This window comes from Acinetobacter portensis, assembly GCF_010646905.1.
Classification (GTDB): Bacteria; Pseudomonadota; Gammaproteobacteria; order Pseudomonadales; family Moraxellaceae; genus Acinetobacter; species Acinetobacter portensis.
In genome coordinates this window covers 2,669,346-2,685,080 of the sequence record NZ_JAAARQ010000002.1, presented here as the reverse complement: position 1 = coordinate 2,685,080, position 15,735 = coordinate 2,669,346, and the positions used below count along the sequence as shown (strand labels likewise).

Here is a 15,735-nt window from a genome sequence, read left to right as displayed (position 1 = left end):
CAGGCAATTATCTAAATTGCCAGAAATAATAAGTTGCGTTTGAGATAACAGGTTGCTTTAACATCTTTTCATCTAATAAAAATAAGCTTTTAACCAAAATACCTGTAATGACTAGCTTTGACAAGATATTTTTTGTTTCATAGCAAAAAACCTACATTTCACAAAAACATATTATTGGTAAGCATGTCTTTTGCCAGATTTTCAGGTACTGCTTTACTAAATAGAAAGCCTTGCCCCACACAGCATCCAAAGGATTTTAGATTCTCTAACTGTTCTTTTGTTTCAATGCCTTCAGCAATAACATCGAGTGACAAAATAGGACCTAGTTTAGTAATGCCTTCTACAATGGCGCTTACGGATTTTTCCTTATTTAATCTATGAACAAAATTGTAATCAATTTTTAAACAATCGACGGGATAATCGGTTAAATGCGCCATAGAAGAATGCCCTGTTCCAAAATCATCTAAAGCAATACGTATTCCTGCATTTTTTAATTTAGTTAAAGCTCTAATGACGTACTCCGAACCTCTCGATTCAAGAACATGCTCAGTAATTTCTACTTCAATTAATTTGTGCGGTATTTTATATTTTTCTAAACGTTTCAAAATTAATTCTGCATAGTCATCCCGCATAAATTCAACAGGTGATGCATTAATTGCAATTGGAACAACGTTTAAACCTAGCTCAATCCACGTTGATAAATCTTGGAAAACTTGAGTTTGGATAATTTCGCTAATTTGACTCGCCAAATCATAATCATTAAAAGCATCAGCAATTGTTGAAGGAAATTGAATGCATCCTTTTTCATCTTTCCATCGTAAAAGTGCTTCAAATCCTACTAATTGTAATGTTTCTAGATTAACTTTGGCTTGGTAAAAGGGTTCAATATTATGATTGCGAATAATTTGACGTGCCGTGAATAATTGTTGCGCCTTTAAATGGACATCTTTCATCATTTTAGAGTCATACAATCTGAAACCACCTCGTCCTTGTGATTTTAAATCATTTAAAGCAGTATCTGCATATTTCAATAAATGCGTAATATCTTGGGCATCCTTCGGAAATAAAGAACAACCTATACTCATCCCTGCACTGAGTATTTTTCCTTTGTATTTAATGGGTAATTGAATTTGCTTTAAAATCACTTTAGATGTGTTGCTTAAATCACTTAAGTTTCGGACATTTTCAACAACAACTGCAAATTCATCTCCACCCAATCTTGAGATATAGGTATTTTCAGGTAATTTTTTAAGCAGTCTTTTAGATAATACTTTGAGTAAGTGATCGCCTGCATGATGCCCTAATGTGTCATTAATATGTTTAAAATGATCTAGATCAATAATCATCACCGCAAAAGATAAGTCTTTAGTTTTTGCATGTTTTAATGTTTTATAAATGCGTTTTTTTAATGCTCGTCGATTCATTAAGCTTGTAAGCTCATCGGTTTCACTTGCTAATCTTAATTTTTGTTCTGCTAGACGTTGTAATGTGATATCTCTCGAAACGGATAAAATACGTGTTGTCTGGTTTTTATCATTGAGCACAGGCGTTAAAATATTGTCCCAGTACATGATTTTTCCACCTGCTGTACTTTTTCCTGCAAATCGAGCATTTTTTCCATGCGCTGCTTTTTTAATTGCTTTACGACCTTCTTTTTTTGCTTCAGGTGGCAATAGACTCAACCATTCCATGCCAAATTTATCGACACGATCTTGACCTAGTAAAGCATTACATCCTGATCGATTCATGTGTGAAACATGACCTTCTGGTGTAATGACTTTAATACAATCAACACTTGCATCGAGCATACTTGTATTGGTATTTAAGGCTTCTGTAGTTTCACGTAATGCAATTGCGCTATTGTGAATATTGGTGCAACTGACGAACCAATCCAGTTGATTTTCAGAATTTTTCGTACTTTTTGCAATCAGTAAAAACCATTGATAAAGTCCGTTTGCATCTTTAATACGACATTCTTTTTTAAAACTTAAACCTGTTTTTTTTGCATCATTCCAAAACGTATAAATATATTCTGCATCTTTGGGATGAATTGCTTTTAGCGCATCTAGCACTTGAAGATCATGTGTAGGATGCCCAAAATAATTTCTCATTGCTGAATTGCAATAATTTTGCTCTGATTTATGCACCCAGATGAGTTGCGGTGTCATTTCTAATATTTGTTTAAGATCATCACTGAATATAATTTTTGAATCTTTATGACTCATGGATGTTTCTGCCAGATTCGTTTTGGAATCTTGAGAAATACGTAAATGAGTCATATAAAATCCTAATATTAAATAAAAAACCAAATAGAAACTATTCAGCAATAATAATATGAGATTTAAGGAAATCTATATATAGCAAGTTGTTATCCATTTTATTTTATTTATGTTAATTTTTTACATATTATCGATTACTTTATTTTATTAGAATTTCACTAGATTTCCTTCATAAATCACTTTTCTAATTACCAGAAAATTCATAACTGAAGTCCGCTCTCCTATAAAGATTAGCTTTTATCAAAAACCACCTTCATATTCTTACTGAATATATTCTTTAGCCTAGAGACGATAGAACTTTCATTCGTAAATTGAATATTAATGAATGATCATTATTTGATTCATGAAAGAATTTTGAGGCATATAAAAAGCCTAATGATTTAGGCTTTTTATAAACTCACGAAAAGGTTAAATTTTAAAAATGAACAACCGAGCGAATCGATTTACCTTCATGCATTAAATCGAAAGCTTCATTAATTTTTTCTAATCCCATTGTATGCGTTACAAAAGGCTCAAGCTTAATATCACCCTTCATTGCTTCTTCAACCATTTCTGGCAATTGTGAACGGCCTTTCACACCACCAAAAGCACTTCCTTTCCAAGTACGACCTGTAACCAATTGGAATGGACGTGTCGAAATTTCTTGTCCAGCACCTGCAACACCAATAATAATTGATTGTCCCCAACCACGGTGAGCAGACTCAAGTGCAGAACGCATTACATTGACATTACCAATACATTCGAATGAATGATCTACGCCCCAGCCTGTCATTTCTACAATAACTTCTTGAATAGGTTTATCGTAATCTTTTGGATTAATAAAATCTGTTGCACCAAACTCTTTTGCAAGTTTGAATTTGTCAGGGTTCATATCGATTGCAATAATTTTACCTGCTTTCGCTTTTTTTGCACCCTGAACAACGGCAAGACCAATACCACCTAAACCAAATACCGCAACAGAATCACCTTCTTGAACTTTTGCTGTATTTTTAACAGCGCCTAAGCCCGTTGTTACGCCACAACCAAGTAAGCAAACATGTTCAGGATTTGCTTCAGGATTAATTTTTGCCAATGAAACTTCTGCAACCACTGTATATTCAGAGAATGTAGAGCATCCCATGTAGTGATAAATAGGTTCGCCTTTATAAGAAAAACGCGTTGTGCCATCAGGCATTACGCCTTTACCTTGTGTAGCACGAACAGACACACAAAGATTGGTTTTCCCCGATTTACAGAATAAACATTCACCACATTCTGCTGTATAAAGTGGAATAACATGATCACCTGGCTTCACGCTTGTAACGCCTTCACCAACTTCTACAACAATACCTGCGCCTTCATGACCAAGCACAGCAGGAAAAACACCTTCAGGATCATCACCAGATAAAGTGAATGCGTCTGTATGGCATACGCCTGTATGGGTAATTTTTACCAATACTTCACCTGCTTTTGGTGGTGCGACATCAATTTCAACAATTTGTAATGGTTGACCTGGACCAAATGCGACAGCTGCACGAGATTTCATGGAATGCATTCCTTTATTTAATGACCGGCTTACAGTTAATTTACAGTATCGTTATTTTATTCGCAGTTTCAACCTTTAACATACGTTATATTAAAGAGAAATTAGATTTAATCATCCATATGAATATATTTTTAATGAAAAATGGAAAATTTCTTAAAATTACAACACTAATCATATTACTTACAGGATGTAGTTTGCCAATGAATGAAGCACAAAAACAAGCACAAGCTTCTGCCGATCTTAAAGAAAATAGCGCTTATTGGTTGCATGGCAAAAACTTTAATACGCAACTTGAACAAAATCTGACGGCATATTTAGCTTTAGATGATGCATTTTTAAGTATTGCATCTAGACTTCATATTATTAATAAAGCCAAACATAGTATTGATTTACAATATTATATTTGGGAAAACGATAGCATTGGACAACTTTTACTTTCAGAACTACTAAAAGCTGCGGATAGAGGTGTAAAAGTTCGACTATTGATTGATGATCAAAATGGTATACAACTCGATTCAACATTGAAACAGTTGGCACAACATCCAAATTTTGAAATTAAACTATTTAATCCTTACAAATTTAGAAAATTACGTGCAATAGACTATTTATTCAGATTTAAAAATGTAAACCATAGAATGCACAATAAACTAATCATTGGTGATGGTGTCATTGCAGTAACGGGTGGTCGTAACATTAGCCGTGAATACTTCGATGCTAGCGACCAATTTCAGTTTACTGACTTAGATATTATGTTTTATGGTCCATCTGTTTTACAGGCAAATCAGGTTTTTAGTACTTTCTGGAATGATGATTTGAGTTATTCGGTAAAGCAATTATTGGGCGCAGGTTCAGCTGAAGCTCTTAAAGAATTACGTGATAAATATGAATTAGATGATTTAAGAAAAACGCAACAAGAACAGAAAGTTTATAATGCCGAAAAAGTGATTCGTGACACCTTAAAAAGTAGTGCTATTCACTGGGCAAAAGCTCATTTTTTAGCAGACTCCCCAAATAAAATTAGAGCAAATGCAGCAGAACAAGAACTGATTCATACGCAAATATTCAAAATTATGGGACAACCTAAACAGCATATGGATCTTGTATCTGCATACTTTGTGCCACAAAAAAAAGGGTTAAAATACTTACAAAGCATTCAGAGTCAAAATGTCACGACTCGTGTTTTAACCAACTCCTATTTGGCAAATGATGTACCTGTTGTGCATGCTTTTTATCAAAAATATCGAAAAGATTTACTTCAATCTGGTGTACAACTGTATGAGTTTAAACCGTATATCGAACGTACAAAACGCACATGGTATGAAGTGGCAACAGGAAATGTCATACCTGCTAAAAATAAAAATGCATCTCGCTTACATGCTAAATTTTTCGATATAGATGGAATGGTCTTTATCGGCTCTTTTAATTTTGATCCAAGATCAGCATATTTAAATACTGAAGTCGGTTTAGTTGTTGAATCCCAAGACTTAGAAAATGAAATCAGTCAAACACTTAATGAATACCTTCCAGTAATTGCCTATGAACTAAAACTAGATGAAAAAGGTAATCTTATTTGGTTAGACCATAAATTTGATGGTTCTACTGTTATTCATAAAACAGAACCTGAAACGACGAAATTTCAACGTTTTGCCTTTAAAGCCGTATCCTACTTACCTATTGAATGGATGATGTAATGACAAAGGAATTACTTTTGCGCTTATATTTCTAAAAATGAATCCTAAATTTACTTATGTCGAACTTTGTATTTAATTAAGTGCATATTTAATTTAATATTCACACTTTATTTATCTCCCTTTTATTTGTAATGCAATTCTTTGATTTAAGTCGCCAATTTAATTTAAGTAATATTTTAACGCCCTTTCAGACTCTAGAAGATTTAAGCCAGCAAGAATGGTTTTTATCTAAAGTTCGTGTAGATGACGACTGTGAAAATGATAATGAAGTTTTGGAAGGACAAATTGTTTTAAAATCCAATCATAATATTCAAATTGAATTGGAATGGTTAATTCAAGATACAGGACACGAATTACAAGTATTATTCAAAGGCATTGAAACACCAGCTAACCATGAAACATTAGCTATTGTAAAAGGTGCACAATTAGTTGATGAAAATGAACAAAAGCTTTCAACACAAGCTTTAATTTTATGGATCGACGGCACACTTTTAACAATGATTCCAGACTTGCGTAAAGAAATTAAAGCCCGCTTAAACCTTTGGGATTATGTGGAATACGATCATTAATTTTGAGCTTAATTTTCTTGCTGTAATTCTTGAATAGCATTGGCAAGTACATCAAATATTTTCTTATCTATACATTGTGCAACGTTAAAACGCATATAATTTTCAGCCCCTTCAGATTGGCTAAACGCATTTCCAGGGGCAAGAATAATATTTTGTTTTAAGCATAATTGTGAAAGCTGAGAAGCATGAATACCTTCAGGTAATTTACACCAAACAAAAATCCCTGCTTTTGGAATAATCCATGGTTCAATGCCTAATTGTTCAAGTTTGATTAAGGTGTCTTTCGTGAGCTTAAGTAGCTGTTTTTTAAGCCAATCAATATGTTTAGGAAAACTTGTATCCATGAGAGATTGATAAATAATCTCTGCATTTAAATTACTATTACTAAAATTTGTTGAAATTCTTAAATCAATTAAAGAATCAACAAGTTTCAAATTAGAAATAATATACCCGCAACGTACAGCAGCAGATAATGTTTTTGTGTAGCTTCCTATTTGAATCACATGCTCAAAACCCGCTAAAGATGCGTATCTTGGTGCCGGTGTATATTCAAAATCTGCAAATATTTCATCTTCAATAATCATTAAATTTACTTGTTCAGCTAATTTTGCGATTTGATATGCTGTTTGTAATGAAAGAATCGCACCTGTAGGGTTATGTATACCTGTATTGGTTAAATAAATTTTAGGTTTCAAACTGAGTGCTTGCTTAAATTTTTCAATATTTGGACCATGTTCAGTAAATGGAATAGTTACCGCTTTTAAATGATGAGTTTTTATTAACGTTTGAAAGTTAAAATAACAAGGATCATCAATTAAAATGACATCACCTGCTTGTAATAAAAGCCTAAAAATCAGGTCGATGGATTGTGTTGCAGAATCTGAGATAAGAATTTGATTTGGATGAACTTTTAAATCATATACTTCTTTTTTTCGTGCGATAAGTTGTCTTAGCGGTAAATGACCATGTGGAACAGCATAATTCATTAATAAAGATGTTTCTGATTTTGCAACGAGTTTTAAAGCTTTTCGAATAGTTTGTTCAGGCATCCAATCTTCAGGTAGCCATCCACAACCAGGTTTTAAGGCATCATTAGATGCTTCCAAAGCTTGCCTTGAAATCCATAATGGATCAATTTCTCTTTGATAATTAAATTCTTGCTCAATGTAGTCATAGCTCGGTCTATGACCCAATACATAATAACCAGCACCAATTCTTGATTCTAAAATACCTTCGGCAACAAGACGTGCATAAACTTCAACAATTGTAGATACAGAACAATTCATTTGTTTTGCAAATTGACGTACAGATGGCAGCCTTGAGCCTGTAATCAAACTTTTATTGGCTATTTGTTGCTGAATAATTTCTGTAACAGATTCTATTTTCGTTTTAGTCATAGTTTGATTTCATGCTTTTTTAAAATTGTACTGTAATATCTACCATAACAGTTACTTTAAATTGTATTGGATTGTATATCCAAATAAGATGATCAATATCGTTTAATCAGCTTGTGATTAACGAGTATTGAACAATGAATAGTACTAATGACGGTTTTTTATATGGTTTTATTGGCGTTGTAATATTTGCAGGCTCACTACCTGCCACACGTATTGGTGTTATGGATTTTAGTCCTGAATTTATGACATTTGCTCGAGCATCTATTGCAGGAATTATTGGATTAATTTGTTTAATTGCGACAAAACAAATAAAACCTAATTATCGTCAATTTAAATCATTACTTATTGTTGCTTCGGGTGTTGTGATTGGTTTTCCCCTGCTTACTGCTTTGGCTTTACAAACCATTACCGCAGCAAGATCAATTGTTTTTGTAGGAATGCTACCGCTTTCAACTGCTATTTTTGCCGTGATTTGTGCAAATGAAAAGCCTAAACCTATATTTTGGCTATTTGCAATTTTAGGAAGCTCTTTTGTTGCAGGTTATATGCTGCTACATGATCAAGGGCAAATTTTACAAATAGGTGATTTGTACATGATTGCTGCGGTTTTAATTTGTGGTTTAGGATATGCAGAAGGTGGAAAACTTTCACGCGAATTAGGTGGTTGGCAAGTTATTTGTTGGGCTTTAACCATCATGCTCCCTATTATGCTTGTTCTCTCATATTTATATGCACCTATAGATTATTCAGTCGTTCAAATTGGACCAATATTAAGCCTTATTTATGTCGCATTATTTAGTACGCTAATAGGCTTTTTCTTTTGGTATAAAGGCTTAGCTATAGGTGGAATATCCAAAGTTGGGCAAATTCAGTTAATGCAACCTTTTATTGGTATGGTTTTATCGGCAGTAGTTTTACATGAAAATATTGACCTTGCCATGATTGTAGTGAGTATTGCTGTTGTTATATGTGTTGGTTTAGCGAAGAAATATGCTTAATAAAAAGAAATAGGCTTACTTATAGTAAGCCTATTTCTTTAAATAATACATTATATGCTTCAGCTTTCTTTTCTAAAGCCAATGGATAAGCACGAGATGAAGAAGGCATACGGTATAAATTTAAAGCTCTATTATTAAAAATGCATGTAGATGACTGACCAATTTGTGGTTTCAACACTCCTTCAGGCATAGACAACATTAGCGTGTCTGTTGCTTTATCACCTGTAGTAACAATAGAAAAACAGTTTGGCATTTCACTTAATAAAGCTTTTATATTCGTTACTGTTTCAATTTGCAGGAACTTATCAGCAGCATTCGCTTGTAAACGTCGTACCTGATACGCCGTATCAAAAATACCAATGCCTTTTTCATTTAAAAATTCAACAATTTTATCGAGATGGAAATTTTTATTTGGTAAATCTAAAAAATAATCTTTATTTTGAAAAAAACAAATTCCAAAAATACGCCACATATCATTTTGATAATTCGGATAATAAAAATCCATTTTCCAACGTGTTTTAGGTGGTGGAAAACTTCCGAGCATAAGAAGCTTACCGTTTTTTGGTAAAAATGGCGCTAAGGGATGTGTTTCAATTTCAATATTCTGCATATTTATGCAATCATCATTTTAAATAAGCACTCAGCTATATTAAAAGTTTTTACGGACTTTATCAGCGGCTTCTTTTGCCCAAATTTGATAAATTTCTTTACTTGGATGAAAACCATCATGTGCCATGGGTAAATTCAGATGCTGATATTTTACAATATCGTATTCAATCCATTCTAAATACGCTGTTTTTTCTACTAGTTTTTGTAGTTCTTCATTCATTTTTTTCGAATATTGACCAAATAACCATCCTAAAGGATTGGGTAATGCAGGAAATAGATTCATGGGTGGAACACCTGCTGCAATCACTAAACTTGGTTGAAATTTATTTTGAATAAGCGCATAGAGCTTTTCTTGTTTTTTTATCCATATATCTGAAGACATTAATTTAGTCACATCATTTACACCAACAGATGTAAGCACTACATCAAAATGCTGATTAGGTAAGGCTTCTGTTGCACGTATAATTTGAGATGTCGCATCACCAGATTTTGCATGAAGTTTCCATGTAATTTCATAATTATCTTTCAATTCTGAAAGCACACCACCAAGCAAAGCATCTTCTTGTGTTTTTACACCAACACCTGCTGCTGCAGAATCTCCCAAAATTAAAATCGAAAGCTTTTTCCCTTGTCCTGTTATACCCTCACGGACACCTTCAGGTTCAGGCAAACGTGGTGTATTTTTCTTCACTTTTTTACCTTGAATAATCAGCGCAGGGATTAAAGCGATGGTGGCAGCTTTTAAAAACATATCAGTTCTTTGGAGTGATTTTTATAGATAAATTGTATGATTTATCATGATTATAGACATTGACCGAAGTGTCCAAAAACCACAATAAATAGCTGATTATTCATTTATTTAAATAAAGCTCGTTATTCTTAATAAGAATCATTATCATACTTAAGTTTGCTTTATGAGTTGAATATATATGCTTAAAAAAATGAGAACAACCCTATTCACTAGTATATTAAGTATAGTGAGTTTAGAAATTTATGCGGAAAGTTCATCAACAAGTTTATTGCAATATGCTCAGCCATGTGAAGATGTAAAACCTCAAAGCAAACTTCTATTAAATTTACAGAATCAAATTAATATAAACTATTTAAATAAAGAAAAAATAATCGTTCAATTTTGGAAAAACATTGAAAAATACGGTGCACCAATGATTGAACGTATCGATTCAAAACATAGCCGTATTATTTATTTATGGAAAGGTGCTCAGCAAAATGTTCGTTTAATAGGTGGTCCTAGCAATGACCACGAATGGTTAACACGTTTAAAAGATACGGATGTTTGGTTTAAGGAAAGTATTGTAGATAATCGCTTTATTGGTAGTTATAGTTTTACTGTGGATTTACCTAATATTGATGGATATTTATCTCATTATTGCCCACATTTAAACGTAACTTTAAAAGAATCTAGAGCTCAACGCCGTGCTGTATTACAGGTTCAAAAACTAGATCCTTTCAATAACAAAACATTTTTAGCTGTAGATGATTCATCACAATTACGAAACGAAAATATTTTAGCTTTATCTAATGTTCCAAATTTTGTAGATCCGCAGAATTATCCTAAACATAAACAGCCCGAACTTGTAGCATATACAGTACATAGTCAAATATTAAAAAATGATAGAAAAGCCTACATCTATAAATCTAAAGCTATAAAAAATAAGGACTACATTACGGCTATTTTTTTCGATGGAGAAGAATATGCCAAACTTTTAAATGTTTCAAAAGCCCTTGATATTTTAGTACAACAAGGAAAGCTTCCTCCTATTCAAGCTATATTTGTTGCGCATCCGAGCAGCACTGAACGACCGAAAGAATTAACCCCAAATGCTGAGTATTCACAATTTTTCCGTGAAGAACTTATTCCTTGGGTAGATCAACAATTAAAAAATAGAAATAAGCAAAAAACCGTGATTTTAGGTTCAAGCTTAGGTGGATTAAGTTCTGCTTATTTAGGCTTACAAAATCCAAATGAAATTAGTCATATCGTACCTTTATCAGGTTCATTTTGGTGGCAAGAAAACTCGAATGATTTACCCAATGGTATGAGTAAAATTATTCGTGAACAAATAATTCAGCCACCACAACATTGGTATATTTCAGCAAATACATATGAATCATCACGTAATAATAATGAACTCAGCATTTTGGAAACTGCACCCATTGTTGCTCAAGACTTAAAAAGTAAAGGACATGATGTCACGTTTAAGTATTATGTGGGTGGTCATTCTTATGCAATTTGGCAAGTCATTTTACAAGATGCTTTAATTGACTTTTTTGCTGAAAATAAATGATATTTAGATAAATATGCAATAAAAAAATCCCGCTTTTATTACGGGATTCTTTATTTGAATATACTTAATTTTTAATTCCAACGATTCACTCGTTTAAATGTTCCAATATCATTAAAACGAACACCTACTTCTTTCATGACTTTATGTGCTGTTTTAGCTGTTAATTGACGTACATAAAATGGCTCTTTTACCACAAAATGATGAATTGCATGCGTAGATCCAAAATTACAGCAGAACAATTGGAATGGCATTAACCACCAAGGATTTAACACTTGAGTTTGCTTAATGACATCACGTGGGTCGATATCACCATAATAATGCATATTCGAGCTAATAAATTGCAAACTAAATGAGCGTATAAAATTAGGAATAACCCAAACAACAGCTAAGAAATTAATGACAGGCATGGCTTTAATTAGGCTTGTAGACCAAGTAATGCTCTGACCCAAAATTGGTGCAATACCATTTGCTACGTGATAAATAACAAAGATATACCACAAACCGTAGTAAATAACGCTTAATGGTATAAAACCTAATAATTGAGAAATGACTGCAGATTTACGTTCCTTTTCAGGCTGTTTTTCGATAAAAAGACCAATCATTTTATACATTTGAAATGGGCGTAAATATACCGTCATTAACTGGTCACTAATGACCAAAATACGACGAATGCCCCATGGCATGCCATTACTAATGCCACGTTCTTCTAAGTCGTATTCGGAACCTGAATATTTATGATGATGTAGATGTAAACGTCTACGTGTCCAAGGATTAACGGTATTTGGACGAGCCAACCAAACTAAAGCCATCATTAAATGATGTGCCCATGGTTTTTTCTTAAAATACATATAATGAATTAAATCATGTTCTAATTCATGTGTTAAAGATGCAAATATTGCAATTAAAGGAATACATGCCCATACAGGTAGATAATCATAAGCATAACCTACTGCACATAAAACCATACCTACAAGCGCAACAAATAAAATGCTCGCGCCAATAAAATTTTGATGTTTAAGAATAGGAAAACTTTGACGTAAATCTTCTCCTGCTTTCATCACAACAGATCTGACTTTCGAGATTTTTTGTTGATCTGTCATTTCTGAAGAAAAAGACATATGGGTGAACCTTAAATTAATGGACAGTTGTACATTAAAGTATTTTAATAAAAATGAAACGTGTTTTAATTAAATACATAATCATTTGATTATCTTTTCATCACATTGATTTTAAATTAGATTTTTTACTCTAATTTACTTCGTATATAAAAATGCCTGTAAAATTTACAGGCATTTAAAAACTTAGCGACGCATATTAGGCTTAAAGTTTATATCGCATTTTCCTGCAATATTTTTACCGTTCAACTTTGCAACAACTGCACTTCCTTTCGCTTTTGCTTTGCATGCATTTTGAATTGCTGGATCACGTGAAGCACTACGGTCTAAAGCATTTGGATTTGTTGCTTTAAAGCCAATTTGACAAGTTCCTTCAATCGTTCGATCGCCATGTTTAGCTGTAACTTTGCTATTAACAGCTTTACCCTGACATAAATTGCCAAAATCTGGACGTTTTCCTTGTGAATCTGGCGCTGCATTTGCAGTCGTCATTATCAATAATGCTGTAGTTATTACAAATATTGCTCTTTTCATTTCAAAATCCATTTTATATATGATATTGGTTATCATTTATTATAAAGTGGAAATGTGAAGATATTCGTAAGAAACTTATTTTTATGAAGGAATTAGCCTAATTTATTCACCAACTTCAAAGGCAGTATTTTCATCGCTAAACCAATAGGCAACCAAGGCCATTTAGGTACATAGGCTTTAACGGGTGCTTTTTCAATTTCAGCTGCTAATAAGCGAGAGCCTGTTTTTTCATCAACCTCAAAAGGTAATTTTTTAGCACCTTCATTAATTTCAGTACGGATATATCCAGGGAAAATGGTCGTAACTTTAATCGGTGTTTCAAGTAGTTCAGCACGAATTCCTTCAGCCAATGCAGCAACACCCGCTTTACTTGCACCATAAGCCGTTAAATGTTTTGGCATTCCACGAATAGCACTCATAGATGAAATAACCACTAAATGCCCTGCATTTTGTTCACGAAAAATTTCTACAGCAGCTTCGCATTGTGCTAATGCAGAAATAAAATTAGTTTCAACCGTAGCACGGTTTATTTCAAACCGACCTTTACCAATACGACGACCATCACCAATACCAGCATTCACGATGACACGATCAATATGTCCAAGTTCTTGTTTAAATGCGTGGAATACTTCAAAAACTTGCTCATAATTGGTCACATCAAGTACTTTTGTTGATACTTGAACGCCAAATTTGGACTCTAACTCTTGTTTTAATGCCTCTAAACGTTCTAAACGTCGCGCACAAATAGCCAAGTTATATCCTTTTTGTGCAAATTCACGTGCCATTCCTGCACCAATTCCTGAACTTGCACCTGTAATTAAAATTGTTTTTGTCATGGCGATATCATCATCCCTATATTTATATCAAAATGTTTATCAAACCCAAGTCAGCAATTGCGGATCTATTGCTTTTAAATACTGATGCTCATTCAAGCTCAAAAGTTGTGGTTCATTGCCCACTAAACGCAATGTTGTAATACTTGTATTGGCAATTGCCCAAGTCAATGCAAACGTTTTTTCTACAGATAAACCCAATAATTTTCCAATTAAAATCGAAATAACCCCTCCTGAAGTATAAACAACGGCATAGGGAGGTTTTGTTTCTATCAATTTCTCACAAAGACTATTTAGGGCATTTTCAACACGATTCTGAAATTCAGGCCAAGATTCATCATAATCTTGATGTTCATTTGCAGTCCAACGCTTAACTGCATGACCAAAAACTTCAGATAAAAACTGATGTGGATTTTCAGATTGAGCAAAGCTTTGTTTTAAAGCTTGAGGGTTTGAAAAGCTAGGATCATATCTTTCAAAAACTTGCTGATGATTAAATTCATTCCAAGCATCATTGGTTTCAATATTTACTTCAGGGAAATATTCAGCCAAAGAAATTTTTGCGGTTTGTTGATGTCTTTGCATAGAGCCCGCAACAACATAAGGCTCTTCTTTTAGTATTTTATCTAAATACTGCCCCAATACTTTTGCTTGAATTTCACCATTGGGTGATAACTTGTCGTAACTTTCAGCACCGAAAGAAGCTTGTCCATGGCGAACAAGGTAAATTGTAGTCATTTAGGCATTAACTCTTTAAATTTAGCGATATATTTTTGTGCAATTTCATTGGCTTCAATTTTTTGTAAACCAATGAGCTTCAACGCACGAATGTGTAAGGCATGAATAACAATCCAAAAATCTTTAAATGCAGGATTATTGGTTTGCTTATGATAATAACGGTAATAAATTTGCTGAGCGATCACGGCTAAACGGAATATCCCAAACACTTCATAGAATGTCCAATTATCCGTTTTTAAGCCTGTTTTATTTAAGTAATATTCAACAATTTCGGCACGCGTAAACATGCCTTTTAGATGTGTCGGTTGGCGACGTGTGGCTTTAAAAATAGCATTATCAGAATCTTCAACCCAATATGCCAATGCAGAGCCTAAATCCATTAAAGGATCACCCAAAGTTGCCATTTCCCAATCTAAAACACCAATAATTTTTGTAGGATCTTCAGGATCTAAAATAATATTGTCAAAACGCCAATCATTATGAATTACACACGTTTTTGAATCTTCAGGAATATGATCTTTCAACCAATTACGAACATATTTAAAAGATGGCACATTCAGGGTTTTGGCTTTCTTATAACGACTGTCCCAACCTTCAACTTGACGATGGCAATAACCATCCCCCTTGCCTAATTTTTCTAAATCTGTTCCTGCATAAGGCACTTGATGAAGTTCAATTAATTTATCAATGAAATTGCGACAAAGTTCTTGAATTTGGCTTTCATCAAAATTAATGTCTTTAGGCAAATTTGCGCGTGGAATAATTCCCTCAATTCGCTTCATGACATAAAAATCGCAACCAATGACAGAGTCATCCTGACAAAGTAAAAGCATTTCGGGTACAACGGGATAATATTCGGTAAGCGCGCGCTGTACGTGATATTCACGTGACATATCATGTGCAGATTTGGCTTTTGTTCCATTCGGCGGACGACGTAAGATTAAATCCGCATTTTCATATTTTAGGCGATAAGTCCAATTTGAAGCGCCACCTGAATATTGGGTAACTTCTACAGGACCTGATATTTCCTCACCATGTTCGATCAACCAATTACCGACAGCACGAGCATCAAGTTCTTCGCCATTTCGAACATTTCCACCAACATCAATTGCTGACATCTTTCTTTCCTAATACCCTAAAA

The 15,735-nt window shown here is 33.6% G+C and carries 14 protein-coding genes; 4 read left to right on the top strand and 10 right to left on the bottom strand.

Going from position 1 to position 15,735, the window contains the following annotated elements; translation table 11 throughout:
* Positions 1–158 precede the first annotated feature (158 nt).
* On the bottom strand, positions 159–2,279 hold the full coding sequence (locus tag GTK57_RS12710) for a sensor domain-containing protein (protein WP_163123895.1): 2,121 nt from the start codon (positions 2,277–2,279) through the stop codon (positions 159–161).
* Between the two features lie 415 nt (positions 2,280–2,694).
* A complete protein-coding gene (locus GTK57_RS12705) occupies positions 2,695–3,804 on the bottom strand; it encodes an S-(hydroxymethyl)glutathione dehydrogenase/class III alcohol dehydrogenase (RefSeq protein ID WP_152873171.1) in 1,110 nt (369 codons plus the stop codon).
* Between the two features lie 134 nt (positions 3,805–3,938).
* Here GTK57_RS12705 and GTK57_RS12700 point away from each other — a divergent pair, with 134 nt between their 5' ends.
* Positions 3,939–5,495, top strand: a complete 1,557-nt coding sequence (locus GTK57_RS12700; protein WP_163123892.1) for a phospholipase D family protein — start codon at positions 3,939–3,941, stop codon at positions 5,493–5,495.
* Between the two features lie 131 nt (positions 5,496–5,626).
* Entirely contained in the window at positions 5,627–6,064 is a 438-nt protein-coding gene (locus GTK57_RS12695; RefSeq protein ID WP_163123889.1) for a hypothetical protein, read from the top strand.
* An 8-nt stretch (positions 6,065–6,072) separates the two neighbouring features.
* On the opposite strand, the gene GTK57_RS12690 is transcribed toward GTK57_RS12695, so the two are convergent.
* Positions 6,073–7,461, bottom strand: a complete 1,389-nt coding sequence (locus GTK57_RS12690) for an aminotransferase-like domain-containing protein (RefSeq protein WP_163123887.1) — start codon at positions 7,459–7,461, stop codon at positions 6,073–6,075.
* A gap of 134 nt (positions 7,462–7,595) precedes the next feature.
* Between GTK57_RS12690 and GTK57_RS12685 the strand changes: the two genes are divergently transcribed.
* A complete protein-coding gene (locus GTK57_RS12685; RefSeq protein ID WP_152873166.1) occupies positions 7,596–8,459 on the top strand; it encodes a DMT family transporter in 864 nt (287 codons plus the stop codon).
* Positions 8,460–8,478: 19 nt separating this feature from the next.
* Here the strand turns inward: GTK57_RS12685 and GTK57_RS12680 are convergent, their stop codons facing one another.
* Together GTK57_RS12680 and GTK57_RS12675 are read right to left on the bottom strand one after the other, a co-directional pair.
* Positions 8,479–9,069, bottom strand: coding sequence for a uracil-DNA glycosylase family protein (locus GTK57_RS12680; protein WP_152873164.1), 591 nt, complete (start codon positions 9,067–9,069; stop codon positions 8,479–8,481).
* Between the two features lie 39 nt (positions 9,070–9,108).
* Positions 9,109–9,819 (bottom strand): SGNH/GDSL hydrolase family protein, encoded by a 711-nt coding sequence (locus GTK57_RS12675; RefSeq protein ID WP_152873162.1) that lies wholly within the window; start codon positions 9,817–9,819, stop codon positions 9,109–9,111.
* Between the two features lie 226 nt (positions 9,820–10,045).
* On the opposite strand from GTK57_RS12675, the gene GTK57_RS12670 reads away from it, so the two are divergent.
* On the top strand, positions 10,046–11,374 hold the full coding sequence (locus GTK57_RS12670; protein WP_228720320.1) for an alpha/beta hydrolase-fold protein: 1,329 nt from the start codon (positions 10,046–10,048) through the stop codon (positions 11,372–11,374).
* Positions 11,375–11,445: 71 nt separating this feature from the next.
* On the opposite strand, the gene GTK57_RS12665 is transcribed toward GTK57_RS12670, so the two are convergent.
* From GTK57_RS12665 to GTK57_RS12645, 5 genes are all read right to left on the bottom strand, one after another.
* A complete protein-coding gene (locus GTK57_RS12665) occupies positions 11,446–12,492 on the bottom strand; it encodes a fatty acid desaturase (protein ID WP_152873158.1) in 1,047 nt (348 codons plus the stop codon).
* A 183-nt stretch (positions 12,493–12,675) separates the two neighbouring features.
* On the bottom strand, positions 12,676–12,981 hold the full coding sequence (locus GTK57_RS12660) for a hypothetical protein (protein WP_228720319.1): 306 nt from the start codon (positions 12,979–12,981) through the stop codon (positions 12,676–12,678).
* A gap of 134 nt (positions 12,982–13,115) precedes the next feature.
* On the bottom strand, positions 13,116–13,859 hold the full coding sequence (locus GTK57_RS12655) for an SDR family oxidoreductase (protein ID WP_152873154.1): 744 nt from the start codon (positions 13,857–13,859) through the stop codon (positions 13,116–13,118).
* A 39-nt stretch (positions 13,860–13,898) separates the two neighbouring features.
* Entirely contained in the window at positions 13,899–14,594 is a 696-nt protein-coding gene (locus tag GTK57_RS12650; protein ID WP_152873152.1) for a histidine phosphatase family protein, read from the bottom strand.
* Entirely contained in the window at positions 14,591–15,712 is a 1,122-nt protein-coding gene (locus GTK57_RS12645) for a phosphotransferase family protein (protein WP_152873151.1), read from the bottom strand. The genes GTK57_RS12650 and GTK57_RS12645 overlap by 4 nt, the downstream gene beginning before the upstream one ends.
* Between the last annotated feature and the right edge of the window lie 23 nt (positions 15,713–15,735).